The 24443-nt window shown below is 58.7% G+C and carries 22 protein-coding genes; 7 read left to right on the top strand and 15 right to left on the bottom strand.

Features of this window, described 5'->3' with window-relative positions; translation table 11 throughout:
• Positions 1-8 precede the first annotated feature (8 nt).
• Complete coding sequence (locus IC231_RS13115; protein WP_190784925.1) at positions 9-611, top strand: Uma2 family endonuclease; 603 nt, start codon at positions 9-11, stop codon at positions 609-611.
• A gap of 647 nt (positions 612-1258) precedes the next feature.
• On the opposite strand, the gene pruA is transcribed toward IC231_RS13115, so the two are convergent.
• The 5 genes from pruA to IC231_RS13090 form a co-directional block, all read right to left on the bottom strand.
• Complete coding sequence (gene pruA / locus IC231_RS13110) at positions 1259-2923, bottom strand: L-glutamate gamma-semialdehyde dehydrogenase (RefSeq protein WP_190784924.1); 1665 nt, start codon at positions 2921-2923, stop codon at positions 1259-1261.
• 583 nt (positions 2924-3506) lie between these two features.
• On the bottom strand, positions 3507-4055 hold the full coding sequence (locus tag IC231_RS13105) for a nucleoside/nucleotide kinase family protein (RefSeq protein WP_190784923.1): 549 nt from the start codon (positions 4053-4055) through the stop codon (positions 3507-3509).
• 39 nt (positions 4056-4094) lie between these two features.
• Positions 4095-4790, bottom strand: coding sequence for a YjjG family noncanonical pyrimidine nucleotidase (locus tag IC231_RS13100; RefSeq protein ID WP_190784922.1), 696 nt, complete (start codon positions 4788-4790; stop codon positions 4095-4097).
• 45 nt (positions 4791-4835) lie between these two features.
• On the bottom strand, positions 4836-5162 hold the full coding sequence (locus IC231_RS13095) for a (2Fe-2S) ferredoxin domain-containing protein (protein WP_190784921.1): 327 nt from the start codon (positions 5160-5162) through the stop codon (positions 4836-4838).
• Between the two features lie 49 nt (positions 5163-5211).
• The gene (locus IC231_RS13090; protein ID WP_185887641.1) at positions 5212-5604 is read right to left on the bottom strand and encodes an ArsR/SmtB family transcription factor; all 393 of its coding nucleotides are present in this window, start codon (positions 5602-5604) and stop codon (positions 5212-5214) included.
• 110 nt (positions 5605-5714) lie between these two features.
• On the opposite strand from IC231_RS13090, the gene IC231_RS13085 reads away from it, so the two are divergent.
• Positions 5715-6404, top strand: coding sequence for a carboxypeptidase-like regulatory domain-containing protein (locus IC231_RS13085; RefSeq protein ID WP_190784920.1), 690 nt, complete (start codon positions 5715-5717; stop codon positions 6402-6404).
• Positions 6405-6508: 104 nt separating this feature from the next.
• Entirely contained in the window at positions 6509-7891 is a 1383-nt protein-coding gene (locus IC231_RS13080; RefSeq protein ID WP_190784919.1) for an NAD(P)/FAD-dependent oxidoreductase, read from the top strand.
• A 14-nt stretch (positions 7892-7905) separates the two neighbouring features.
• Here the strand turns inward: IC231_RS13080 and IC231_RS13075 are convergent, their stop codons facing one another.
• The 7 genes from IC231_RS13075 to IC231_RS13045 form a co-directional block, all read right to left on the bottom strand.
• The gene (locus IC231_RS13075) at positions 7906-8553 is read right to left on the bottom strand and encodes a beta/alpha barrel domain-containing protein (protein WP_190784918.1); all 648 of its coding nucleotides are present in this window, start codon (positions 8551-8553) and stop codon (positions 7906-7908) included.
• Between the two features lie 179 nt (positions 8554-8732).
• Positions 8733-9107, bottom strand: a complete 375-nt coding sequence (locus IC231_RS13070) for a PH domain-containing protein (protein WP_190784917.1) — start codon at positions 9105-9107, stop codon at positions 8733-8735.
• A gap of 118 nt (positions 9108-9225) precedes the next feature.
• Positions 9226-9519 (bottom strand): hypothetical protein, encoded by a 294-nt coding sequence (locus tag IC231_RS13065; protein WP_190784916.1) that lies wholly within the window; start codon positions 9517-9519, stop codon positions 9226-9228.
• Positions 9520-9608: 89 nt separating this feature from the next.
• A complete protein-coding gene (locus tag IC231_RS13060) occupies positions 9609-11963 on the bottom strand; it encodes a M1 family metallopeptidase (protein WP_190784915.1) in 2355 nt (784 codons plus the stop codon).
• Between the two features lie 176 nt (positions 11964-12139).
• Positions 12140-12742 carry a HupE/UreJ family protein gene (locus IC231_RS13055; protein ID WP_190784914.1) on the bottom strand — a complete coding sequence of 201 codons (603 nt, stop codon included), beginning with the start codon at positions 12740-12742 and terminating at the stop codon, positions 12140-12142.
• A 103-nt stretch (positions 12743-12845) separates the two neighbouring features.
• Positions 12846-14198 (bottom strand): T9SS type A sorting domain-containing protein, encoded by a 1353-nt coding sequence (locus tag IC231_RS13050; protein WP_190784913.1) that lies wholly within the window; start codon positions 14196-14198, stop codon positions 12846-12848.
• Positions 14199-14401: 203 nt separating this feature from the next.
• Complete coding sequence (locus tag IC231_RS13045) at positions 14402-18550, bottom strand: T9SS type A sorting domain-containing protein (protein WP_190784912.1); 4149 nt, start codon at positions 18548-18550, stop codon at positions 14402-14404.
• A 375-nt stretch (positions 18551-18925) separates the two neighbouring features.
• Between IC231_RS13045 and IC231_RS13040 the strand changes: the two genes are divergently transcribed.
• Entirely contained in the window at positions 18926-19291 is a 366-nt protein-coding gene (locus tag IC231_RS13040) for a hypothetical protein (protein WP_190784911.1), read from the top strand.
• 301 nt (positions 19292-19592) lie between these two features.
• On the opposite strand, the gene IC231_RS13035 is transcribed toward IC231_RS13040, so the two are convergent.
• The gene (locus IC231_RS13035) at positions 19593-19919 is read right to left on the bottom strand and encodes a thioredoxin (protein WP_190784910.1); all 327 of its coding nucleotides are present in this window, start codon (positions 19917-19919) and stop codon (positions 19593-19595) included.
• 155 nt (positions 19920-20074) lie between these two features.
• Between IC231_RS13035 and IC231_RS13030 the strand changes: the two genes are divergently transcribed.
• The 3 genes from IC231_RS13030 (at position 20075) to IC231_RS13020 (ending at position 23213) form a co-directional block, all read left to right on the top strand.
• On the top strand, positions 20075-21676 hold the full coding sequence (locus IC231_RS13030; RefSeq protein WP_190784909.1) for a sensor histidine kinase: 1602 nt from the start codon (positions 20075-20077) through the stop codon (positions 21674-21676).
• The gene (locus IC231_RS13025; RefSeq protein ID WP_190784908.1) at positions 21654-22706 is read left to right on the top strand and encodes a response regulator; all 1053 of its coding nucleotides are present in this window, start codon (positions 21654-21656) and stop codon (positions 22704-22706) included. The genes IC231_RS13030 and IC231_RS13025 overlap by 23 nt, the downstream gene beginning before the upstream one ends.
• Positions 22707-22904: 198 nt before the next feature.
• Positions 22905-23213 carry a cupin domain-containing protein gene (locus IC231_RS13020; RefSeq protein WP_190784907.1) on the top strand — a complete coding sequence of 103 codons (309 nt, stop codon included), beginning with the start codon at positions 22905-22907 and terminating at the stop codon, positions 23211-23213.
• A gap of 171 nt (positions 23214-23384) precedes the next feature.
• On the opposite strand, the gene IC231_RS13015 is transcribed toward IC231_RS13020, so the two are convergent.
• Both IC231_RS13015 and IC231_RS13010 read right to left on the bottom strand, forming a co-directional pair.
• Positions 23385-23774: a group III truncated hemoglobin gene (locus IC231_RS13015; RefSeq protein WP_190784906.1), complete on the bottom strand. Its 390-nt coding sequence runs from the start codon at positions 23772-23774 to the stop codon at positions 23385-23387.
• A 22-nt stretch (positions 23775-23796) separates the two neighbouring features.
• The gene (locus IC231_RS13010; protein ID WP_190784905.1) at positions 23797-24288 is read right to left on the bottom strand and encodes a hypothetical protein; all 492 of its coding nucleotides are present in this window, start codon (positions 24286-24288) and stop codon (positions 23797-23799) included.
• Positions 24289-24443: the final 155 nt, after the last annotated feature.

The following is a 24443-nucleotide window of genomic DNA, read 5'->3' as shown; positions in this document are numbered from 1 at the left end:
TGTCATGTATGGAACCGGTATTCACGCCTCCTCGCCGCTACACAGTAGAAGAGTATTTCGCGCTGGAAGAGGTGTCGGAACAGCGACACGAGTATTTTGAAGGCGAAGTGTACGCCATGTCGGGGGCTACCTCCCGGCACAACCTGATTGCGCAGAACTGTGCCTTTGCTTTGCGGCAGGGCGTGCGCGGTAAAGGGTGCAAGGTTTTTCTAGAAGGGGTGCAGTTGGCGGTACAGACCAACCAATATTATACTTATCCTGATGTAATGGTGACCTGCCACCCCGATGACATAGAGGCAGAGCGAACCATGCACCATCCGGTGCTCATCATCGAAATCCTGTCGCCTTCCACGGCTGACCACGACCGAAGTTGGAAATTCAATCAGTATAAGAGGTTGCCTTCGTTGCAGCACTACCTCTTGGTGTCGCAGCACACATGCCTAGTGGAATGGTTCCGGCGGGAGCCGAGCGGCGTGTGGTCGTTTACGCCACTGGGAGAGCTGACCGACACGCTGGAACTGCCGGAACTGGCCATTACGCTACGGGTGGCTGATATCTACGACGAAATTGACATTGCGCCCATGCGGGCCCAGCCGCCGACGGAGTTGTAGCAAAATAGGCTGTCATGCTGAGCTTGCCGAAGCATCTCTACCGCTCTATTGAAGACATTTGATGATTGTTTAATCGATATTAAATACTTGTTTCACTGATGTTTACAATGAAGGTATTAGGGTTGTCAGTGTTGTTTCTAAGGCTTTTGTGGAAATCAGATCCCGAAGTGTATCGAGGAGGCAAAGCCCGCTACTCTCGTTTAATCTTGAAGATATATTCCGACTCTACTTTTGTATACTCAAGATGGTATCATTTTGAGCGTAAGACTCAAGTATTTAAGGGGACATGGCGAAAGTCAGGACAAGTGGTATTTTTAACCTCTTGCAGAAGAAACCTTAAACTCGGGCAAAAAAGCAACTGCCTATTTAACAATGATGCCTTTTCACTTAGAGATGATACCCTGAGGCTTTACACAAAGAAGGACTCTATTGAGAGGTATAGCTACTGCCAGGAATACCGCACGCTGGTTCGTGAACCGTAGTGCTTTTGAAGCAATACCTTGCTTACAACGAAGCGGTAGAGATGCTTCGACAAGCTCAGCATGACGTTCTTTAAAAAGTCAACAAAGCCCACAAGGCCGCCCCGGTTTCCCGAGGCGGCCTTGTCGTTGCGACGGCGCGGACGAGCCACGAAGCGGAGCTTCGCGTTACAGGCCCTTGTCCCGGTTCAGGTCCTCCGCAGGCTCGGAGCCCAGGAAGGGGTAGCGGTAATCCGTGACGGGTACGAAGGTTTCCTTGATGGCGCGCGGCGACACCCAGCGGAGCAGGTTCAGCATGGAGCCGGCCTTGTCGTTGGTGCCGGAGGCGCGGGCGCCGCCGAAGGGCTGCTGGCCGACTACCGCGCCGGTGGGCTTGTCGTTGATGTAGAAGTTGCCGGCGGCGTGTACCAGCTTCTTCGAGGCGTGGTCGATGGCGTAGCGGTCCTGCGAGAAGATGGCACCGGTGAGGGCGTAGGGCGAGGTCGTGTCTACCAGCTCCAGCACTTCTTCGAACTTATCGGCGTCGTAGATGTGCACCGTCACCACGGGGCCGAACAGCTCCTCGCACATGGTCACGTACTTGGGGTCCTTGGTCACGATGACGGTGGGCTCGATGAAGTAGCCTTTCGACTTGTCGTAGCCGCCGCCGGCCACGATTTCGGCGTTCGGGTCGGCCTTGGCGCCGTCGATGTACTTGGCCAGCTTATCGAAGGATTTCTCGTCGATAACGGCGTTGATGAAATTCGAAAAGTCTTCCACGTCGCCCATCTTGAACGAGGCTAGGTCTTCCTTCACGTAGCCCAGGATTTCGTCAGCCAAGTTACCTGGCAGGTACACCCGCGAAGCCGCCGAGCATTTCTGACCTTGGTACTCAAACGCGCCCCGGCTCATGCCCACGGCCACGGCCTTGGCGTACGCCGAAGGATGGGCAAGGATGAAGTCCTTGCCACCAGTTTCGCCCACGATGCGCGGGTAGCTCTTGTAGGAGGCAATGTTCTCGCCGATGGTTTTCCAGATGTTCTGGAACACGCCGGTGGAGCCGGTGAAGTGGATGCCGGCAAAGTCGCGGTGCTTGAAGATGACCTCGCCGGCGGTGGGGCCGTCCACGTACACCAGGTTGATGACGCCGTCGGGCACGCCGGCTTCCTTGAACAGCTCCATCAGCACTTGGGCCGAGTAGATTTGGGTGTTGGCGGGCTTCCACACCACCACGTTGCCCATCATGGCCACCGAGGCGGGCAGGTTGGCGGCAATAGAGGTGAAGTTGAAGGGCGTGAGGGCAAACACGAAGCCTTCCAGCGGGCGGTGCTCCAGGCGGTTCCACATACCAGGCAGGCTCTCGGGCTGCTGCTGGTAGATCTGCTGCATGAAGTGCACGTTGAACCGGAAGAAGTCGATCAGCTCGCAGGCCGCGTCGATTTCGGCTTGGAAGGCGTTTTTGCTCTGGCCCAGCATAGTGGCCGCGTTGATGCGCGCCCGGTAAGGGCCGGCCAGCAGGTCGGCGGCTTTCAGGAAGATGGCGGCGCGGTGCTCCCAGGGCATTTCGGCCCACAGCGGGCGGGCGGCCAGGGCGGCGTCGATGGCCTGCGCTACGTGCGAGGCGTCGCCTTCGTGGAACTGGCCCAGCACGTGCTGGTGGTCGTGGGGCGGGGTAATATCCTTCTTGTTGCCGGTGCGGATTTCCTGGCCGCCGATGTGCATGGGAATGTCGCGCTGCTGCTGCTTGAGCTCCTTCAGGGTCTTGAGCAGTTCCATCCGCTCGGGTGAATTGGGAGCATAGCCTTTTACCGGCTCGTTTATCGGGGTTGGGACGTTGAAAAATCCGTTGGCCATAGTAGGGGGCTGGTTTAGGTTGTGGGGAGAAGCAAAGGTAGGATACCTGATCTTACAGCTTCTCATTACGCGTTGCGTCCAATCAAAATGTAGACAGAATAGGCGTGGAATATCCGCTGCCAATAATCATATATCCGTTTACTTGCCAGCATTTTGGCAATAGACTTGGAGTAAAAATTTTATGAACCGTTATAAACGCCTCGGCTCAGCCTTCTTAGATCATTGCATAATGTGTTGCTTCTGTATACCAGTACTACTCGTTGCGGAAGGATCAGACTTTGAGCTATGGGCTTGGGGATTCGCCTGGCTTTTATATGCAAACAAGGACTTTTTTCAGGGAAGAAGTGCTGCCAAAAGGATATTAGGCTTAGCTACAATAATCAGGAAAACCAAGCTGGCCGCTAATCCTTTACAATGTTTCGTAAGGAATAGTACCCTCCTGATTTGGCCAGTCGAGGTTATCATGTTATGGATAGATTCGAGCAGAAGGATCGGTGATTATATTGCTCATACAGAATGCGTAAGTATATCCCATAAGAACTGAACTACTATGAGGAAAGGGCAGGGTTTAGAATTCCAACGCTTACAGCCGTCTTAGTAGCGCCCGCGCCTGCAACTCTAGGTCAGCCACAGAGCCGGTGTTGTGGACAGTGAAGTCGAAATGGGGGTAGTCGTCGAGGGCGGTTTCGCTGAGGTGCTGGTCGTCGCGCGTGCCGTCGCCGCGCTGGCGGAGCGGGTCGCCTTCTACGCGCACCATTAGGCCGCCCTGGCTGCGGATAAGGTCGGCCTCGTTGGGGAAACGCACGTCGGGAATCAGCGTGAACTGCTCCGGGGGGAGTTGGGAAAAGAATGCCTGCACCCAAATATCCGGCTCCCATTGGCGGAGAGCCAAGCCAACCTGCTGCAGCATTTCGCCGCGGGTACGCCCGAAAGCCGGTAGCAGCTCGGTTTTGCCCTGCTGCGAAAAGTAGGGCGCCTGTTCTTCTCCGGCCAGCGCCGCACAAACTGCCTTAATTGGCTCGCCCACCGAGCGGATATGCCACTGCCGAGCCGGCTGCAGCTGTTGTAGCAAGCGCGCCACCGTGTCTTTGCCACTACCCCGTTTTCCCGAAAAGCCAATCAGTCGTATCATCGACCGCAAAGGTAGAAAGACTGTTTTGCTGCGTAGCGCCTACAAAATCTGCTTCAACTCGCTCAGGCAGCTTATTTCGTAAGTGGTCTGGGCGAAGTGGCGGCGCTTTTCGGGATTGAAGTACACTTGGTCGAGGCCGGCATTGTAGGCGCCCAGCACGTCGCACTCCAGATTGTCGCCAATCATAATGCTTTCCGGGGCAGTGGCGCCGGTACGCTCCAACGCGTGCTGGTAGATGCGGCTATCGGGCTTGAGGTGGCCGCAACATTCCGACGTTACGATTTCCTGAAAGTAATCCGTCAGGTTGGAAGAGTTGAGCTTGATGTACTGAATGTCGCGGAAGCCGTTGGTAATCAGGTGCAGCTGATAGCCTTTGGCCCGGAGGTAATCCAGCACCTCGTAGGTGTAGGGGAATACGGCCGTTTTCTGGGGCAGAATGTCGGTGAACTGATTGGAAATATCAGCCGGCACTTCGTCTTCGGGCACACCCAACTTGGCTAATGTCCGCACGAAGCGCACGGAGCGCAGCTGGGTCTGCGTAATTTTGCCGCCCTGGTATAAGCGCCACAGCGCATGGTTGATATCGGAATACACGCGGATGAACTCCTCGACCGTGAAGGTGCCATAGCGACCCATGTCATGCAGGTCAAACAGGTGGCGCAGGGTTTCGTCGGCGTTGGTTTCGAAGTCCCAAAGCGTGTGGTCGAGGTCGAAGAAGATGTGCTGGTACTTCACGGACTATAGTAATGAGGTAAATGATGACAGGTAGAGCAGAAGCGCTTACTCAAGCAGCAGCCTTTTAACAACCCGGCCTTCGCCTAAGTGTTCGTGCACGATATCAGCAGCGTCTTTGGGCCGCACGTTGCCATATACTGTTCCTTCCGGATGCATGACGAGGGCTGCGCCGGGGCCCTTCTTGCAGTGCTTGCAAAGGTCGAGGCAATTGCAGGTCTGCACGCGCACTTTATGCCGCTCGCCGCCCGTAAGCAGCTTTTTCAGGCCCTGTTTCTTCAGCTCGATTTTCAGAGCCCGGGCCACCTCCCGGCCCACTTCATCTTTTTGAGCAGTACAAACAAACAGGCGGATAACGGAAGCGGCTGGTTTCACGGAAGCAGAAAGCAATAGGCAGAAAAGAACCGCTACGCATGAATGTTGGTTATTCGGCAATGCCGGTCCAGCGGCGGTTTTGCAGCTTATACGCGGCTAGCTCCCGGTTCGACCAGAGCGTCTGGTAAATCTTCTGGTCGTGCTGCAGCTGCGCGTCGCGCTCCATGTAGCTCAGCAGTTGCTGCACGAAGTCCTGCGCTTCCTCCTTGATGAAGTAGAACACCCAGTTGTCGAGGCGTCGGTAGTTGACCAGGCTCGCATTTTTGAGGTACGCTAATTGCCGGGACGTTTTGGTCTGGGTGAAGTCGAGCACCTGCTCCAGGTCGGAAATGCACATTTCCTGGTTGCGCCAGAGCAGGTGCAGGATGCGCACCCGGCTTTCGTCGCCGAAAGCTTTGAAGAGTTGCTGGCCAAATGCAACGCTGAAGTGTTTGAGGCGCATCTTTAGACGAAGTAGGGGCGGAGCGGGCCATAGCGGCCCGGCGCGAATTTACTTCAAACCCGGCAGCGACCCCCAAAAGTGCCGTATACTTGTAGTCAGTAATTTCCTGTATGTCTGTAGTAGTTCGACTTCCCTCTTTGCTGGCGGCTTTCGCGCTGATGCTGCTGGCCTCCTGCTGGCTGGCGCCCACGGCGGCGCGGGCACAGGGGCAGCAGCGCGTGGTGCAGTTCACGGGCATCGTGGCCACCGGCGACTCGCTGCTTGGCGTGCCCGGTGCCACCGTGTTTGTGCCCAAAGCTGGCCGCGGCACCGCCACCAACGCCTACGGCTACTTCTCTATTCCAGTGGTAGCCGGCGACAGTATCGTGATTCGCAGCCTCGGCTACCGCAACCAGTACGTGGTGATTCCGCCGGAGTATCCGCGCCAGAGCTACTCCGTGATTGTGCAGCTGCGCGAAGACGTGACCATGCTGCCCGAGGTGCGCGTGTTTCCGTACGCCACCGAAAAAGCCTTCAAGCAAGCCTTTCTGGCGTTGCGCCTGCCCAAGGAAAAAGGCTCCAGCGCCGCCGACAACCTCAACCAGGACATCCTGCGCCGCATTTTCAACAACGCGCCCGTCACGAGCATGGGCAACTACCGCCAGACCATGCAGGCCCAGCAACTCGATCAGCAGCGCCGCATGGGCATGGGCCCTTCGCCGTACACCAACAACCCGCTGCTTAACCCCTTCAGCTGGCTGCAGCTGATTAAGCAGGTGAAAGACGGCGAGTTCAAGAAGAAAGAAGGCGTGGATTATTAGGTTGATTGTTGCGCTGGACTCACCTGTCCAACAATCAGCAAGTAACCATCAACCATTCACTCATTTAATCGGTACAGGAAGTGTTTTATCTTCCCTGACCCGAAATGGATACCAATATTCCAGTTACCTCGCAGCCGCGCATCGTTATTGTCGGGTGCGGTTTTGGCGGGCTGCGGCTGGCCAAAGACCTGGCCAACGCACCCGTGCAGGTAGTCATCATCGACCGGAACAACTACCACAACTTCCAGCCGCTGCTTTACCAGGTGGCTACTGGCGCGCTGGAAGCCGACAGCATTGCCTACCCGATTCGCAAGATCTTCGCCGGCCAGGAAAACCTGTTCTACCGCATGGCCGATGTGCAGCGCGTGGATACGGCCCACAACACGCTCGAAACCAATATCGGCAGCATCCGCTACGACCACCTGGTGCTGGCTACCGGCTCACTCACCAACTTTTTCGGCATCGAGAGCATCGAGAAGAATGCCATGCAGATTAAGAGTGTGCCCAATGCCCTGAACCTGCGCAGCTACCTGTTCCAGAACTTCGAAACCGCCATTCTCACCGAAGACCCCGCCGAGCGGCAGGCCCTGCTGAACGTGGTAATTGTTGGCGGCGGGCCTACCGGCGTAGAAATTGCAGGTTCTCTGGCCGAGATGCGCAACGACGTGTTGCCCAAAGACTATCCTGAACTGGACTTGCAGCAAATGCAGATTTTCATCGTGGAGGCCGACGGCGAAGTGCTGGGGCCAATGTCGAAGGAAGCGCAGGTGAAGTCCCGGGCCTACCTCGAAGACCTGGGCGTGCAGCTGCGGCTCAGCCGAAAAGTACAGCGCTACGAGGAGGGCAAAGCGTATATTTCAGACACCGAGTTTATCCCGACGCGCTGCCTGATTTGGGCGGCCGGCGTCAACGGCTCGGCGCTGGAAGGGCTGGCACCGGAAGTCGTGACCCGCAACCGGCGCATCACGGTGAACCCCTGGAACCGCGTGGAGGGCCAGAAAAACGTGTACGCCATCGGTGACGTGGCCAACATGATGAGTGAGGAAATGCCCCGCGGCTACCCCATGCTGGCGCCCGTGGCCATTCAGCAGGCCGAGCAGTTGGCTCACAACTTCAAGCGCCTGCTGCGCGGCGATGCCCCCCTGGATTTCAAGTACACCAATAAAGGCTCTATGGCCATTGTGGGCCGCAACCGGGCCGTCGTGGATCTACCCGGCAACCACACGTTCGGCGGCTTTTTTGGGTGGCTGACCTGGCTGTTTGTGCACCTGATGACGCTAGTGGGCTTCCGCAACAAAGCCGTGACGCTCATCAGCTGGGCCATCAGCTACTTCAGCACCGACAAGGCCCTGCGCCTGATCATCCGGCCCTACAAACGCTCCGACTTCAAGGACGACAAAGGCAAGGCCCGCGCCGAGCATAACGCCCAGACGCCGCAGTACACGCCCTCAGTGCCCACACCCAGCGCCCCGGTAGTAGGAGGGTAGTATAGGGTATGGGGCTATTCCTTTGTCAGCACGCCCAGCAGATCCCGTACCTGGGCCGTGAGGCGGACGGGTTCGTCGGTATCGAGCAGGCGCGCATCGAGGCCGACGCAGGTAGCACCGGCCGCTTTCCACTCCGCAAGGCTCTCCACCGTGGGCTGGATACCGCCCGTAACCATCAGCGGTACCTGTGGCAGTGGGCCACGCAGGATGCTGAGATAGGTGGGCGTGAGGTAGGCTGAAGGAAACAGCTTCACTAATGTCGCGCCCAGGCGGTGGGCCTCATACACCTCGTTCAGGGTCTGGGCGCCAGGCAACCAAGCCAAATCGTGGCTGCGGCAGATGGCGGCTACGTCGGGACTAGTGACGGGTTGGATGATGAAGTCGGCGCCGGCCCCGATGAAGCGGCCGGCTTCTTCGGGCGTGAAGATGGTGCCCGCGCCCAGCAGCAAATCCGGAAAATCGGCCTCCACGAAACGCTGTAGCCGCCCAAAAATGCTGTGCGCCTCTGGGCCGCGGTTGGTAAACTCAAACAGCCGAACTCCGGCCGCGTGGCAGGCCGCCAGCACCCGGCGGGCGTAGTCTTCCTGGGCATGATAAAACACCGGAATCAGCGGATGCTGCCGGGCTTGTGTGAGGGCGTGAGAGGAGGGGAAGCGGGGCATGGTGGCGGATTGGTGGGTTGGTGAGGTGGTGGATTATCTGTCATCCTGAGCTTGCGAAGGACCTTACTACGACAGAACTGCTCGTTGGTACGTCAATCGTTCAGGCGTGATAAGGTCCTTCGCAAGCTCAGGATGACAGATGAATTCACCCAATCCATCAACCCGCTCAACCTCATCAACTACACGGCAAACTCGCCGAGGGCGCGGTAGACGTCATACACGTTTTTGTCGCCGCGGAAGGTTTTGCTGATGGGCTCGGTCTGGCCGCGCACCCAGATTTTCAGCTCCGCGTCGAGGTCAAAGTGGCCGGTGGTTTCCATCGAAAACCGCTCGATGCTACGGTACGGAATGCTCAGGTATTCACGCTTTTTGCCCGTCACGCCCTGCTTATCCACCATGATAAGGCGTTTGGTGGTGAATACCATCAGGTCGCGGATGACGGCGTAGGCGTTGCGCACGGTTTCGCCGGGGGAAAGCTGTTGGCTCAGCTCCAGCTGAATATCCTGCGCATCGGTTTCGGAAGCGTTGCCCAGCAGGCCGTCGAGAAGTCCCATAGTAGTGATGATGAAGGTTAGAGTGAGTCGTTGAGAGGGCGGCGCAGGGTTCTTACGCCGTTTGGGTGCTCGACAAGATAGAAATAAGTGGAGCCAGCCGGCTTATACAGCGAGTCGCCTACTTGCAGGGAATCATAATAACGCCGGCTGCCGGAAAAGGATAATGCCTCGTCAACGTAGCGCAGATGAATATGTAGCGCAGATGAATATTAGGTATGTTTCGGTTGTTTATGTCGAGATATTTCTCAGCAACTACTGCCGCTATATACCTCTTCACGAAATGAGCGTGGTCTTTTTGGGTATCCCAGCGAACAACAAAATACAACGAAGTATACAGCACTGCGGCGAACGGTATGGTGAACCACAGCACAGTATTTTTAACATCGTCATCAGGTTTTTTGGGGTAGGGCATAGCTGTAGATAAATGAGGCATATATAACAGAAAAGAGCCGGACGATAACGCCCGGCTCTTTTCTGTCATTTAGGTTCGGAAACAACAACTTAGTTAGTGCCGCCGGTGCTGCCAGCGGGCTTTTGCTCCTTCTGCTGCATGGAGGTTTGCTGTTGCATCGGGTTGGGCTGAGGGCGCTGCTGGTACTCAAACAGCTCGAAGCGCGACGGCGCCGCTTTCTGGGGCCAAGCGTTGTTGCTCTGGTCGATGTCGGCGGTTTCCTGCAAGGGGTCCAGCACAAAGCTTACTACAGGCTTTTCGGTGATGAACACCTTGGTTACCTCCGCGTTGTTTTTGCGCCAGATTTCGGCCGGAATCGTCATCTTTTCCTGCTTGCCATCTTCGTACGTCATCTGCACGATAACGGGCATGGTCAGGCCACCCACGTTCTTCAGTCCCACTTCGTAGAAGTTCAGGCCACTGTTCAGGCGCTTCTGCTGCTCAGGCGAGAGGCCTTTTACCAGCTGCTGATAACGCTGCTTGTCGGCGTCGGTGGTGGCTAGCGGGTCGTAGTTGTTATAGAAGTCTTTCAACTCGGGCTTCTCATCTACGAGGGTACGCTTAATGTCCTGCAGGTTGCGCTGCTGCGACAGAGTCTGCGGTGCCTGATTAATTAGCTCCCGCTTGCGGGCGTTTTCAATTTCGGGGTTTTTAGAGTCCACCGAGTACCACTTCACGCTCGTAATGGCTAGGTCGGAGGCATCGGTGGTGTAGAACCAGCCGCGCCAGAACCAGTCGAGGTCGGTGCCGGAGGCGTCTTCCATCGTGCGGAAGAAGTCGGCCGGTGTGGGGTGCTTGTAGGCCCAGCGGCGCGCATATTCCTTGAAGGCGTAGTCGAACAACTCACGGCCCAGAATCGTCTCGCGCAGAATGTTGAGGCCGGTAGCCGGCTTGGCGTAGGCGTTCGGCCCAAACTGCAGCACCGACTCCGAGTTGGTCATGATGGGCGTCTGCAGGTTTTTGCCGGTGCGCATGTAGTCCACAATGTTCTTGGGCTCGCCGCGGCGCGAGGGGTAGTTCCGCTCCCATTCCTGCTCGGTGAGGTACTGCGTGAAGGTGTTCAGGCCCTCGTCCATCCAGCTCCACTGCCGCTCATCGGAATTGATAATCATCGGGAAGAAGTTGTGGCCTACTTCGTGAATAATCACCGAAATCATTCCGTATTTCCGATCAGCAGAGTACGTGCCATCCTTCTCGGGGCGGCCGCCATTGAAGCACAGCATTGGGTACTCCATGCCGCCTACCGGGCCGTGCACCGAAATAGCCACCGGATACTCGTAGTCGATGGTATACTTGGAGTACGTCTTGATGGTGTGGGCCACTACTTCTGTCGAGTACTTGCCCCACAGCGGGTTGCCCTCCTTGGGGTAGTAGCTCATGCACATCACCGGCTTGCCCTTCTGCTGAATGCCCATGGCATCCCAGATGAACTTGCGCGAGCTGGCCCAGGCGAAGTCGCGCACGTCTTTGGCGGCGTAGGTCCAGGTTTTGGTGCCTTTAGCGCGGCTGGTTTCGGCCTTTTCGGCTTCCTGCTGGCTCACGATGAGCACCGGCGTCTTGGCATTCTTGGCTTTCTCGAGGCGTTGGCGCTGGGCGCTGGTCAGCACCTCGTTGGGGTTCTGCAGCACGCCGGTAGCGCCCACCACGTGGTCGGCGGGGGCCGTGATGCTCACGCGGTAGTCGCCGAAGGGCAGCGCAAACTCGCCGTTGCCGAGGAACTGCTTGTGCTGCCAGCCCTGGTTGTCGGAGTATACGGCCATGCGCGGGTAGAACTGCGCAATTTCGTATAGGTAGTTTTTGTCCTCGGGGAAATACTCGTAGCCGCTGCGCTGGTTGATTTTCAGCTGGTCGTTGATGTTGTAGCTCCACGTGATGCTGAACGTGACAGCCTGCTTGGGCCGTAGCGGCGTAGGCAGGTCCACGCGCATCATGGTGTGGTTGATGACGTAGGGCAGGGCCTTACCGCCTTTCAGCTTCACCTCCCCAATCTTGAAACCGCCGTCAAACTCGCTACGCTGTAGGTAGTCCAGCGTCTGGAACGGCATCCGGTCCTGAATCTGGCCCACCTGCGTGGCCGTGGTGATGGAGTTTTTGTCGAGGATGTTCTGGTCGAGCTGTACCCAGAGGTAGGTCAGCACGTCGGGCGAGAGGTTAGTGTAGGTAATGTCCTCGGAGCCCGTAATGGCCTGCTTCTCATCATCCAGCTTGACGCGGATGTTGTAGTCGGCGCGCTGCTGCCAATAGTCGGCACCGGGGGCACCGGAGGCCGTGCGGTAGGAGTTGGGCGTGGGCAGCAGCGTTTCGAGCTGCGCAAATTTGTCGGTGCCCGAGTTGGTGGTTTGAGCCAGCGCCGGCGACACCAGCAGCAAGGCAAGGCCCGCCACCGGCAGGAAAGGTTTAAGCATAATAGTCAAGCGCAGAAAGAGCAGAAAGCGAAGGAGGTAAATCTACGGAAAGTTCACCGGCAGATTGGGCAAAGACACGTGCTGAAGACGGGCGTTGCACCTTCTTTGTATGCTGCATATACTATTCTGGCTATGAAATATGTGCAGGCTCGTCAGGGCCCTAGTGTCGCGTGGCATTACGCCAGCAGCAATACCACGGCAATACCGGCTGCGGCGCCGCTCACAACCAGCAGCCAGTCGCGGCGACTTACGCCGAAACCGCGCAACAGCAGAAACCCCAGCAGCAGAATGAAACTCACGATGAGCAACTGGCCCAGTTCCACGCCCACATTGAACGCCAGCAATTCCAGCACCGGGCGGCTTTGCTGGCCCAGCAACTCGCGTAGGTAGCTGGAAAAGCCGAGGCCATGCACCAATCCGAACACAATGGCCAGCAGATTGGGAAGCGCCAGCACAACGGGTTCGGGGCGCAACCGGCGTGCCAGCCGAGGTTCAGTTCGTCCCGCTTTCACCAGATTCACGAGGCAGGTAATCAGAATCGTAATCGGAATCAGCTTCTCGATGAAGCCGGCGCTATACTGCACCACGCCCAGCGTGGCCAGTGCCAGCGTGAGCGAATGCCCAATGGTGAAGCTCGTTACCAGTGCTACCACGCGCCGCCAGTCGGCCAGCACATAAGGAGCGCACAGGGCCAGCAGAAACACGATATGGTCGTGGGCCTGCAGGTTGAGGATATGGTGGAAGCCGAGCTGGAGATAGGTCTGAAACAGGGACGCCATACCGTAAAGCTACTATCTGCCAGGAAATGTGTGGGGCCTGCACAAAAAACGCCCCGGCTCGCATGGCGGGCCGGGGCGTTGCTACTGAGGGAAAGAAAACCGGCTACTCGCGCACCAGACGCTTCACTACGGTACCAACCGAGGTAGTGGCCCGCACCAAGTATAGGCCCGCTGGCAATTCGCCCACATTGAGCGAAGTCTGTAGTGTGCCCGCCCGGGGCGTGGTTGTGCGCGTCAGTACGGGCTGGCCCAACTGGTTGAATACCTGCACCTGCACCGGCCCGTTATCCTGGAGGCCCGACAGCGTGAACGTTGCGGCGCTGGCAGCAGGGTTAGGATAGATGCTGGCTTGGGCCAGCAACGCCGCCGAAGCGGTGCTCAGCGTAATGCTCTGGAAGTTGGAGTAGTTGTAACGGCTCTGGTTTTCGAAGCCCGCGCCGGTGATGAAGCTGTCGTACTCCTGGCTGGTGCTGCGGCGCACGTCGTTGGTGGCTGTGTAGAGCAGCACGTTGCGTTCCTCGTAGTCGATTACCCAGGCATTGTTGCGATACTCTTCGAACCGGGCCCCCAGGTAGTTGCCAAAATTATCAAACGAGTCGGTGAGCCGAGCATCCAGCTCCCAGGTGCCCGGGCCTGTAGCCTGCTCTATTTCTCTCGTGACGGTGCCATTAGGCGCATACGTATGCGTGAAGCGCGCCTGATCGTCCCAGGCACCTTCCCACCGCTGTTCCCGATACGAAGCCGGCTGCAGAGCGGCCCAGTCGGCCCACTGAATATCGGTGTAGCGGGTTTCGTTCACCCAGGCGCCAGCTTCCCATTCCTGCTCCACTACTTCTGTCCACTGGCCATTGACTACCGTGTAGAGGCTGCGCCCTTCATTCACGAATCCGCCGTTCTGAAACCGCTGGACAATCTGCCCGGTCATGACGCCTGCCGTGTTGTAGGTGTTTTGAAACTGGTAACCTTCCGTCGTCACCCAGGTGCCATTTTGTAGCGTCTGCCCTACCTGCTGCGTGTAGTTGCCTTGCGCATCGTACGTGGCCGTGTAGCGGCTGACCGGCACCCAGGCAGTGGCTGCCCATTGCTCCGTCAGTTCTTCCGTATTGCGGTTTTGGGCGTCGTAGCTGTACGTGCTGCGGATGCTTGGCGCGTTGGTTGTTGAGTCGGAATACGTTACCTGAGTGAGGTTGGCGCGGCTGTCGTAGCGGTAGGTTTCCACGCCTGGGCTGGTGCTCCAGGCCTGAGTGTTGGGGTCCCAGCTGTAGTACACGGCGCGGCCCGGGCGGCTCACGGTTTGCTGCGAATTACGGCCAGCCAAGCCGCCAACAGTGGCCGGACGAATCTTCTTTAGCCGGTTTTCCAGATGGTTTGCCGGGCGCTGGCTGGTTTGAGCCGAGGCCTGAAAATGGAACAGCAAGCCAGCGGCCAGCACGTAGCAGAGTCTAATTAGACGCATATAAGGAGAAGATGAATAGTTGTGAACTGCAAAAGTACTGTGTAGAGCTACTGGCTGCAGAGAAGGTTGTAACCATTTGAAAAATGATTGGAAGCGTCTTGCCGCCACCGTCTATTAAGTAGCACCAAAGGCCAGCAAAAAGCCCCGTCGGCAGTACCGGCGGGGCTTTCGTGACTAAGCTAGAAAGTAGCCGCTATGGCTGCCTATTGCTTGGTGATACGGCGCACATCAAGTCCGCCCTCGGTGCGGGCGCGCAGGATGTAGATGCCGGCCGGCAGCTGGCGCAGGTCCAGCGTGGCGGTCTGCACACCGTTCTTGCCGGCGGCCGTGGTGTGGTACACCTGCTGGCCTACGGCGTTGTACACGTTCAGCTCGGTGGCTTTCGTGTAGCCGCTGAGCTCCACCGTCACGTTGCCGTCGGTGGTTGGGTTCGGATACACGCTCAGCGAGGAGCCGGCCAGCACCTTAACGCTGGAGTTAACCAGCAGCTGGGCTGACGGCAGCGAGGCGCAGCCGGTGGTGGCGTTGGTCACGACCACCGTATACTGGCCAAACTGGGCGGCCGAGTTGACCACGTACGTCTGGCTGGTGGCTCCGGGGATGAGCGTGCCGTTCAGGTACCACTGGTTGCCCGTGGCGCTGGAGCTGGTGAGCGTGGTGGTCGTGCCGTTGTAGGCCGGGGCCACCGTCGGCTGAGCCGGGCGGGCGGTAATCGTTACCGAAGCCGTGGCCGAGGACGGGCAGGTGCCTGCTACGCTGTAGGTCACGGTGTAAGTACCGGCAGTGCTTGTGCTCAGGTTGATAGCGCCGGTGGTGGCGTTAAGTGTCAGACCGGTGGTGCTGCTGAACGCGCCACCTGCAGTTCCTGTGATGGTAGGAGTGGCAGTGGTACCACCTGCGCAGAGCGTGGCATTGGCATACGTGAAGGTAGCCGTGGTAGCAGCCGAGATGGTCACGGTAGCCGTAGCCGTAGCAGCAGCGCAGCTGCCAGCAGCAGCAATAGTGTTGGTTACGGTGTAGGTGCCGGGCGTACTCGTGCCGGGGGTAATCACGCCGGTCGTAGCATTAATCGTCAGACCGGTCGTGCTGCTGAACGTGCCAGCCGAAGCGCCCGTGCCGAATACCGGAGCAGCCGTAGCCGTGCCGGAAGCGCAGTAGGTAGCCGCTGCGTACGAGAACGTAGCTACTGGTGCCGTCGTGATGGTAATGGTAGCCGTAGCCGACGACGGGCAGGTGCCAGCCACGCTGTAGGTCACGGTGTAGGTGCCGGGCGTGGAGGTAGCCGGCGCAATAGCACCAGTGGTAGCGTCAATGCTCAGGCCCGTGGTGCTGCTGAACGTACCGCCGGTAGTGCCCGTGATAGTGGGCGTTACGGCGCTGCCGCCTGCGCAAAGCGTAGTGTTAGCATAGCTGAACGTAGCCGTCGTAGCCGGGTTCACGGTTACGGCTACTGCTGCTGAGGTGCTGGTGCAATTGGTAGCGCTGGTTACTACCACCGAGTAAGAGCCGCTGGCCGATACGGTAGTAGTGTAAGTAGCGCTGGTGGCACCACTGATGGGGGCGCCATCAAGCAGGAACTGGTAGGTAGCGCCGGTTACGGGTGTCACATTCAGTGTGAGCGTGCCGGGGCCGCAGAACGTGGTTGGCGTAGCAGCCGTCAGCGTGGCCGTTGGAGCTGCTTCTACGGTCACCGTTACGGGGGCAGAGTACACCGTGCGGTTATCGGCCGTCAGGATGACGGCGCGGAAGGTCGTCGTGGTGGTCAGGTTGCTGAAAGCCAGCGTCGAGCCGGTGTTGGTGCCGGGCACGGCCGTGAAGCCGCTACCCGTGTTGGCTTCATACCCCGTGATGGTGCCGATGTTGCTGGCCAGCGTGAGCGTGCCCGAGTTGGTGCCGCCGCATACGCTGGCTACCGACGAGGTCAGGACACCGCCTTCGGTGTTGGCCAGCACGAAGAAGTCGTTGCCGGGCGTCAGGTCGAGGGTGGATACGATGCCCGTAGTAGGAACCGTAGCCGCTGCACCACCGATGGAAGCATATGTGCCGTTGGCCGTAGCCGCCTGCGCTACCGTAGCCGTGGCCGCGTTGCCCAGCACGTCATCCGCACCGTAGCTCAGCTGCACGCGGGCCGTAGCCGGCAGGTTGGCCGAGTTTTCGAGGCGTACATAGCGGGTTGGGTTCAGGTTGGTAACCGGCGAAATGCCGGTGCCGCCCGTAGCTCCATTTACCACGGTAGCCGTGAAGATCTGGTCAGTAGCGGCGGTAATGCCCGTCACTACTACCGGACGCCAGCCGGCTGCGTCGCCAACGGCAAACGTGCGGCTCACAGCCGTTGCGCTATTCACCGTAATACCCAGCGGGCCTTTCACGTAGGACGTAGCCAGACCGGTAGGAAATGCGCCGGCAGCCGGGCCGATGATGACCGTGTTAGCCGCCGAGGTAGTCAGGATGCCAGCCGTGAGCAGCAACGAAGCGTTGGAAACGCCGGGAACCAGCAGGTTGCCACCTGCCAGCGTTACGCCGGCCGGGTTGCTGATGCTTACTACATCGACGATGCGGGTAGCAGGAACCTCAAACCCGGTAGTGCGGGCCGTGGCTTCAGGGGCGTAAATCAGCTGCAGAGCGCCGCTGCCAATGTTGAACGTGGGAGCCGAGGCGAATGAGCCGCTGGTATTGGTATTGCTCGCAACGCCAATCTGAACAACAAAGAAGATAGCCGACGCATCGCCGATGGTCAGGTTGCTGGTGCCGTTCAGGTTGCCGGTGAACATGTTCACGCGGGTCGTCACGATGGGCACGGTCAGGGTCGCGCCGCCGCCGCTGTTATCGACCGAAATGGTGCGGATGGTGGTGAAGGTGCCCGAGCCGCCCAGCGTCTGGGGCACCGCCCCGGCGAAGTAGAGCGTGCTGCCGGTCGTCGTGCCGGTCAGCGTGCCGTTGTTCGTGATGGTAGAACCAAGCTGCAACAGCAGGAAACCATTCAGATTCAGGCCAGCACCCGGCGTTACCAGTACCGTGCCGTAGGCATTGGTCTGTCCCTGCAATACGGCCGACTTAGGATTGGTAGTGTTGTCGATGGTGAGGTTGGGAACCGTACCCCGGATGCGGAAGTCGAAGTTGGTGGCCGTAGCGGCCGTGCCCACATTCACCATACCGCCCGTGAAATTGTACGTGCCAGCCACGTAATAGTCGAGAGGCGTGGTGGCGGTGCTCCGCTGCACCAGGTTGATGGTGCCACCCGAAATGGTGGTGGTGCCATTGATGCCAAACGAAGGCGTGCCGGAGGTGTTGCCTACGGTGCTAGCGTTGATGGTACCGCCGCTCATATTGAAGGTAATGGCGGCTGCGGCCGTGGCGCTGGTAAACGACGTTACCCGGCCCGCCGAGTTGAGCGTACCGCCCTCCATCGTAAATGCAGCGCCCGTAGCGAAGCTAATCGAGTTGCCGATAGTGACGCCAACGTTGTATGTACCGGCCGAAATGCGCAGCAAACCTGCCACCGAAGGCGAGCCAGTCTGGGGCGTTACGGTGAAGTTGGCGTTGTTCAGCCAGAAGCCGCCGGTAGCCGGAATAATGTAGGAGGCCGCGTTGCCGAACACCCGGTTGCTGATGGTAGCCGTACCCGAAATTTTCAGGGTGCCGGTCATGTCATCGGCCGGCGTGGTGCCAGTGGTGCGGGTGAACAGGAAGCCGTCGTTGCCGCCCGCCGTGCCCTTCACCGACAGTGTCGGCAGGTTCATTTCCACGATGTCGGCGCGCACTGCCTTGGCCAGCGACATCGTCTGCAGGTCGGTGGTGCCGGTACCGGTGAAGCTGGCGTTGCCGGCCCCCGTAAAGCGCAGATCGGAACCCAGCGTAGCGCTGTTGCTCAGATCCAGGGTACCGTTGTTGGTTACGTTGCCGGCTACCTGCAGCGAGTACGCCGCGGTAGCAGACGTCAGCAGGGAAGCTGTGGCTTCCACCGTGAGCGAGGCGCAGCTACCTGCTACGTCCAGCATCACGGTAGCGCCGCTCGCCACTGTCACGTCATCGGCGCTGGTAGGTACTACGCCGCCTACCCAAGTGGTAGCGTCGCTCCAGTTGCCACCGGTGGCGGTAGAGCTGATGGCGGCCTGGCCGCGCTGGGCCACCGCAACTGCCGTTCTGACGGGCAGCACTGCTGCCGGCGCCGAAGTAGCGGGTCGGATTGCTTTTTCGGCCGCAGTGGGCAGCGCTAACGCACGGTGTTGCGCATACGAGCCGGTAATGGAAAGCAAGCCCAGGGCCGCCGCCATCAGAGGCCGCAGACCACGCAGACCGGCTTGTGAGACACGCCCAGCGGGCTTGCCTGTAAGGGGTAAAGTGTGGGACATAAACAGGAAAATGGTGGGAAAAGAAAAGTAAAAGCGGAATGGCTCAGAAAGCACTGCGCATGAGGGCGTGCTGGACTAATAGAGTGAATCTTTGACTGTCTGATAAGTACTAATCAGAAAGAATAAGTGTGATAATGAGAGGCTGTAGTAGAGTAGTATGGCAAAGCCGTTCGTAAAGATGCCGCTTTTTCCACGTGTTTGTATTATCTGAATATAATTATAGTTGACCCATAACAGGGCAGCTCGAAAAGGAGCCGTTTTGGGCAGTTGTGCTTGCCGCACACTATGCAGCTAGCCTACCTTTACAGGCAATTTGCACTCTCACTTTTACCCTTATTCCAGTTCATACGCACATTTTTACTGGCAACTACCCTGTTGCTGAACGTTACAGCTGCTCTCGCCCAGGCCCCTTCGCCCGTCGCCGATAGTAGTCAGGCAGTTCGGAACTTGTTTCAGCAGCGCCGGACGGGCGGCGGCATATTTACGGCCATCGGGATAGGTGCTACCGGCGCTATTGCACGAGGCCTAAGCAGCGGTGATTCTGGCGGCAATGCCGGCGGGGCAGTTGTTAGTATTGCCGCACTCGGGGGTGTGCCTGCCGGTATCGGCATCAGCAAGCTGGTACGCTTCAGCAAAACGCGCGAGGAAGAAATAATAGCCGCGCATCAGCAGGGCAAGCCTGTGCCGAATTATGTGCGCCGCCGCCTCAAAGCCAAGCACTTTGCAGTAGGTGTAGAGTAGGCTGTCACAACCAGCCGCCCATACGACTAACGGCCGCCCTCATTAGTTGGGGGCGGCCGTTAGTCGTATGGGCGCTAGAGAATCAGAAGAGGAGTCTTGTATCTAATGGCGCCTCCACTCCTGCAAAACGGGGGAACAGGAGCGGAGGAACCAAAAGATGGGGAGGGGAAAAGGATATTGTAAATGGTGTTATGTAAATAATATTTTGTAAAAATATAAGTTAAAACGATAATAACCAATACCCACTTCTAGGTATTTGTCAGCAGTTGCATTCTCCGTCTGGTGGGGTGTTGGTGCTGGGCTACGCCTCGTTATTGGCTATGCGCAACTGCCGCAGTAGCAGCGGCGCAATGGTTTCGCCTTCAGGCAAGCCCTGCTGGCGCCATAGCTCCACACCGTGGCGCACCAGCACAAAGGCAGGCAGCTCGGTCGTCTGAAAGCTGCGTACTACCGAGGGGTGGCTGGCTTCATCAATCTTGAGGACCCGTATGGCCGTGCCCAACTGCTGCTGCAACCGCGCCAGCGAAGCCATGAATGCGGGCTTAGCTGCTTCTGCGGCCATCGGCAGCAACACCAGCAGTACGGCCGGTTCGGGAGCCTGCGTGGAAGAAGAAACGGAAGCAAGCATGAGGACGCGGCTAAAAGTGTGACCGTAAAAGTAGCGCCCGCCCGCCCGCTGCCCGATGACTGCCGTCAAGCGGCCGGCTGACTTTTGTCAGCTGCCGACTTACTTATATTGCAGCCATAATGCCACTCCGGGCTTGCCCTGTTTATTACGATTCTATGGTTCCCGCTCCTTTCCAACAGGCTCTCACCGATCTGCTCTACACGCAAGCCCGGGAGTTTGTGGGCCTGTATGATCTGGCGCGGGGGCAATTCACGCAGGTAAACGCCGCGGGAGCAGCCTTGCTGGGCTATTCCTCCGAACAGGACTTCCTCACTGGCTCGGCCCACAAACTCTGCGCTTCGGAAGAGCAGTGGCAGCAACTCTGTGAGCAGGCCCGCGAGTACGGTCGGCAGGAAGCGGAGATGGAGATAACGCCTTATGAAGGTCAGCCGTTCTGGGGGCGTATTGAGCTGAGCAACTTTCAGATGGAAGCAAAGCCGTTTGTGCTGGTGCGCCTGACTAGGCAGAACCGCCTGCAACAAGCCGAGCGGGAGCTGGCCCACAGCGTGCGGCGCTTCGAGGCGGTGTTTGCCAACGCCACCATCGGCATCATCGTCTGCAACCAGCCCGGCGATATTGTGTCGGCCAACCAGTTTTCTCTGCACCTGTTCGGCTACGCGCCCGATGAGCTGCTGGGGCAGCGCATCGAGGTGCTGGTGCCCAACGCCGCCGGCCGCCAGCACGAAAAGCTCCGCCAGTCCTTCAATGCCCATCCGCAGGTGCGCAACATGGGCCACAACCGCGACCTGCAGGCCCAGCGTAAAGACGGCTCCGTGTTCCCGGTAGAAGTCAGCCTGAGCTATTTCCACCTTGATGAAGAGCTGTACGTGGTGGCCTACGTCATCGACATCACCTTCAAGAAGGAGGCGGAGCGGGAGCTGATTGCGCAGCGCCAGCGCGTGGAAGCTCTGAATACGGAGTTGGAGCAGAAAGTAGCCGACCGCACCCACGCCCTGATGAACACGCTCGAGCAGCTGGAGCAGCGCAGCCAGGAACTGACGCAGGCGCTGGCCGCCGAGCAGGAGCTGGGCGAGCTGAAGTCGCGCTTCGTGAGCATGGCCTCGCACGAGTTCCGCACGCCGCTTACGGCCGTGCTCACGTCCGCCACGCTCATCGAGAAATACCCCGGCACCGACCAGCAGGACAAGCGCCTGAAGCACTTGCAGCGTATCCGGGCCTCCGTCAATCATCTGAACGACATCCTGGAAGAGTTTCTGTCGGTGGGGCGGATTGAGGAAGGCCGGATTGAAGCGCACCCCGAAAATATGGACCTGCCCGCGCTGCTCGACGAAACGGTGGCCGACGTGCAGGGCCTGCTCAAGGCGGGGCAGCGCATAGACCGGCAGATGGGATGCACCGCCCCCATATGGATTGACCCTTCGCTGCTGCGCAAAATCGTGGTCAACCTGCTGTCCAACGCCCTCAAATACTCCGGCGAAAACTCGGTGGTGCTGCTGCAGGCCGACTGCCGGGACAGCCAACTGGTGCTGCGGGTGCAGGACCAAGGCGTCGGTATCTCACCCGAAGACCAGGAGCACCTGTTTGAGCGGTTTTTCCGGGCCCGCAATGTCACCAACGTGCCCGGTACGGGCCTCGGCCTCTACATCATCGGGCGCTACCTCGAGCTCATGGGCGGCACCATTGCGCTGCACAGCGAGCTAAACGTAGGCACTTCCGTCACCATCACCATTCCCTATGAAAACCATCCTGCTGATTGAAGATAGTGAGTTTATCCGCGAAAACACCGCTGAGATTCTGGAACTGGCCGGCTACCACGTGCTGACGGCCGAAAACGGCAAGCTGGGAGTAGAGCAGGCGCTGGCCCACAAGCCCGATTTGGTAGTGTGCGACATTATGATGCCCGTGCTGGACGGCTACGGCGTACTGCAGATTTTCAACCAGAACCCGCAGCTTTCGGGCGTGCCGTTCATCTTCCTGACAGCCAAAACCGAACGTACTGATATGCGCCGCGGCATGGAGCTGGGCGCCGACGACTACCTGACCAAGCCCTTCGACGAAACCGAGCTGCTGAGCGCCATTACTAGTCGCCTCAACCGGTTTCGGCATCTCAAGCCCGAGTACGATTTGCAGGGCGAAGGCCTGGGTGAGTTTCTGGATGACGCACGTGCTGTGGGCAACCTGGAAAGCCTGTCGGCCGACCGGAAAGTGTACTCCATTCGCAAAAAGCAGGATATCTACCTCGAAGGCGAAGAACCTTCGCGCATCTATTTTGTGAAGGCGGGCCGCATCAAAACCGTGAAAGCCACGGCCGGCGGCAAGGAGCTGATTACGGGGCTCTATGGGCCCGGCGAGTTTTTTGGCTATCTGCCGCTGCTTGAGCACACGCCGCACTCCGACTCGGCCGTGGCCGTCGATGACTCGGAGCTGGTGTACATCCCACGCGACGATTTTTCGCAGCTGTTGCTGCGCAATCCGGAGGTGGGGCAGCAGTTTATCCGGCTGCTGGCGGGCCGCGTGAGCGAGCGGGAACAACAGCTGCTGGGCATGGCCTACAACTCCATCCGGCGCCGCGTGGCCGATACGCTGCTGCGCATGCACGAGCAGGCCGGCGGCACCGCCGATGCCACCATTCAGCTCTCCCGCGACGATATGGCTGCTATGGTGGGCACCGCGCCCGAGTCGCTGATCCGGACGCTCAGCGAGTTCAAGCAGGATGGCCTGATTGAATTGACGCCGAAAAATATCCGCGTGCTGCACCCCGAAAAGCTGCGGCAGGCGCACTGGTAAGCCAACAACAGGGCTAGGGCAGCACATGCAGCGCAGCACCCAGCCTGGGAAGCAGGAGGAAGCGGACGACAACAAAGCTGCGCTACCTCAGCCCGAAAAGCTGAGGTTTGTCATGGGAAGGGCACCGCAGAACGCCGTGCTTTGGCATCATAACGCAGCGGCTAGCAGCCGGCCTGCGTCCACCTCACCCACCTCTGCATGTATCCTCCTTTGAAAAGCGGCAGCCTGCTGGCCGGCGCCCACACCCCGGCCGGCGAGCAAAAAGCGCTTGTGCTACTCGAAAAAAACGGCCAGAAAGTTATCTACAAGACCTTCCATAGCGGCGAAGTAATGCCCACGCACCACGCCTCCGTCGATGTATTTGTGACGGTGCTGGCCGGGCGGCTCATTATCACGCAGGAAGATGCTCCCACGGAAGTCACGGCCGGCGACTACGTTATTATTCCGGCTGGCGCGCCTCACTCACTGGCCTGCCTGGAAGCAGCCCGGATTCTGATTTATCGGTAAGCACCTGCGCTGGCAATGCAGCAGGCATTGCCAAGTAGCCGTGTAAAGAAGACCGTCATGCTGAGCGCAGCCGAAGCATCTCGCTAGTGTAGTAAATGATTCTACCACACTACCAAGATGCTTCGGCTCCGCTCAGCATGACGGTCTGTTGTGTTAGAGTGCCTAACGCCTTTACAGCAGCGAAAGTGGGTCGCGTTTGCGCAGGCGGTACTCGAACATGGTAGCAATGTTAAGGGCCCGCACCTTGGCTTCTTCCGCTTTCGGGCCCGCGAACAGCTCGTCGAGGGTGGCCTCAAATAGCTCCAGCCAGCGCTGAAAGTGCGTGGCATCGATGGGTAGCGGCATGTGCTTGGGAAACGGCCGGCCGTGGTAGCGCGAACTGCCCAGCAGAATGCTGCTCCAGAAATCGTACATGATGGGCAGGTGCCGCGCCCAGTCGACGTGGGCAAAGCCGTTGAAAACCGGGTTCAGCAGCTCATCCTCGTTTACTTTCTGGTAGAACGTATCGACGAGAAGCTTGATATCGGCTTCAGACTGAATATCGGGAAGGGGAAGAGACATGATAACAAAAAAAAGACGGAAATCAGGCAAGCTGCTGGGCGCGGCGGTTGAGAGTTTGCCCACGGGCTGCCTGCAGCGCCCACCGGAACGCCCAGCTGCCGGTGAGTAGCAGTGTCAGCAGCTTCACCACTTCCAGCCCGATATACACCTTGTGCAGCGAATTGGGCGGGGCCGGATGCCCAGCCAGTAACGCCAGCGCCCGTACATCGAGGGCCGGCAGCAGCCAGAGCGTCTGGAGCAGCAGCACGCCGCTTACTATCCCCAGCATAGCGCCGATATGGGCCGGCACACGCAGGTAAAACCCACTGACTACCGCCACGGCGGCCAGCAGCAGCTCTAGTTTATTGAGGGCCGAAAACACGATGCGCCCGATGCCCAGGCCCAGCGGTACTGTTATGCCGGGCGCGGTGAACTTGAGCGGGGCTTCCAGGAAGGAAATGCCCGCTACCAAGCCTGCCCATACAAACAGGGACAGTACCAGCAGCAAGGCAGCAGTAGCGTGAAAACGAGGCATAAGCGCAAGCAGCAATGAAGGCCAGACCGGGCGCAGCGCCGGCCCGGCCTCCCGGAACAACACCCCAAAGTTGGCAGTTCAGAACGGGTTTGCGCTCAAGGTGGGGCTGAGATGAATCAAGAGCGAGGCTGATATTCGTCAGGTGACGGGCGCGG

The sequence above is a fragment of the Hymenobacter duratus genome, from assembly GCF_014698995.1.
GTDB lineage: Bacteria > Bacteroidota > Bacteroidia > Cytophagales > Hymenobacteraceae > Hymenobacter > Hymenobacter duratus.
Note: the sequence above shows the minus strand (reverse complement) of the source record. Positions and strands in the feature narration are given on the sequence as shown.

Excerpts from the sequence above, each read along its gene's own strand:
- IC231_RS13075 (WP_190784918.1), bottom strand. The coding sequence starts at position 8,553 with ATGCCCCGCTTCCCCTCCTCTCACGCCCTCACACAAGCCCGGCAGCAT.
- IC231_RS13050 (WP_190784913.1), bottom strand. The coding sequence starts at position 14,198 with ATGCGTCTAATTAGACTCTGCTACGTGCTGGCCGCTGGCTTGCTGTTC.
- IC231_RS13055 (WP_190784914.1), bottom strand. The coding sequence starts at position 12,742 with ATGGCGTCCCTGTTTCAGACCTATCTCCAGCTCGGCTTCCACCATATC.
- IC231_RS13015 (WP_190784906.1), bottom strand. The coding sequence starts at position 23,774 with ATGTCTCTTCCCCTTCCCGATATTCAGTCTGAAGCCGATATCAAGCTT.
- IC231_RS13025 (WP_190784908.1), top strand. The coding sequence starts at position 21,654 with ATGAAAACCATCCTGCTGATTGAAGATAGTGAGTTTATCCGCGAAAAC.
- IC231_RS13045 (WP_190784912.1), bottom strand. The coding sequence starts at position 18,550 with ATGTCCCACACTTTACCCCTTACAGGCAAGCCCGCTGGGCGTGTCTCA.
- IC231_RS13060 (WP_190784915.1), bottom strand. The coding sequence starts at position 11,963 with ATGCTTAAACCTTTCCTGCCGGTGGCGGGCCTTGCCTTGCTGCTGGTG.
- IC231_RS13020 (WP_190784907.1), top strand. The coding sequence starts at position 22,905 with ATGTATCCTCCTTTGAAAAGCGGCAGCCTGCTGGCCGGCGCCCACACC.
- IC231_RS13090 (WP_185887641.1), bottom strand. The coding sequence starts at position 5,604 with ATGCGCCTCAAACACTTCAGCGTTGCATTTGGCCAGCAACTCTTCAAA.
- pruA (WP_190784924.1), bottom strand. The coding sequence starts at position 2,923 with ATGGCCAACGGATTTTTCAACGTCCCAACCCCGATAAACGAGCCGGTA.
- IC231_RS13070 (WP_190784917.1), bottom strand. The coding sequence starts at position 9,107 with ATGGGACTTCTCGACGGCCTGCTGGGCAACGCTTCCGAAACCGATGCG.
- IC231_RS13065 (WP_190784916.1), bottom strand. The coding sequence starts at position 9,519 with ATGCCCTACCCCAAAAAACCTGATGACGATGTTAAAAATACTGTGCTG.
- IC231_RS13105 (WP_190784923.1), bottom strand. The coding sequence starts at position 4,055 with ATGATACGACTGATTGGCTTTTCGGGAAAACGGGGTAGTGGCAAAGAC.
- IC231_RS13030 (WP_190784909.1), top strand. The coding sequence starts at position 20,075 with ATGGTTCCCGCTCCTTTCCAACAGGCTCTCACCGATCTGCTCTACACG.
- IC231_RS13085 (WP_190784920.1), top strand. The coding sequence starts at position 5,715 with ATGTCTGTAGTAGTTCGACTTCCCTCTTTGCTGGCGGCTTTCGCGCTG.
- IC231_RS13010 (WP_190784905.1), bottom strand. The coding sequence starts at position 24,288 with ATGCCTCGTTTTCACGCTACTGCTGCCTTGCTGCTGGTACTGTCCCTG.
- IC231_RS13080 (WP_190784919.1), top strand. The coding sequence starts at position 6,509 with ATGGATACCAATATTCCAGTTACCTCGCAGCCGCGCATCGTTATTGTC.
- IC231_RS13115 (WP_190784925.1), top strand. The coding sequence starts at position 9 with ATGGAACCGGTATTCACGCCTCCTCGCCGCTACACAGTAGAAGAGTAT.
- IC231_RS13035 (WP_190784910.1), bottom strand. The coding sequence starts at position 19,919 with ATGCTTGCTTCCGTTTCTTCTTCCACGCAGGCTCCCGAACCGGCCGTA.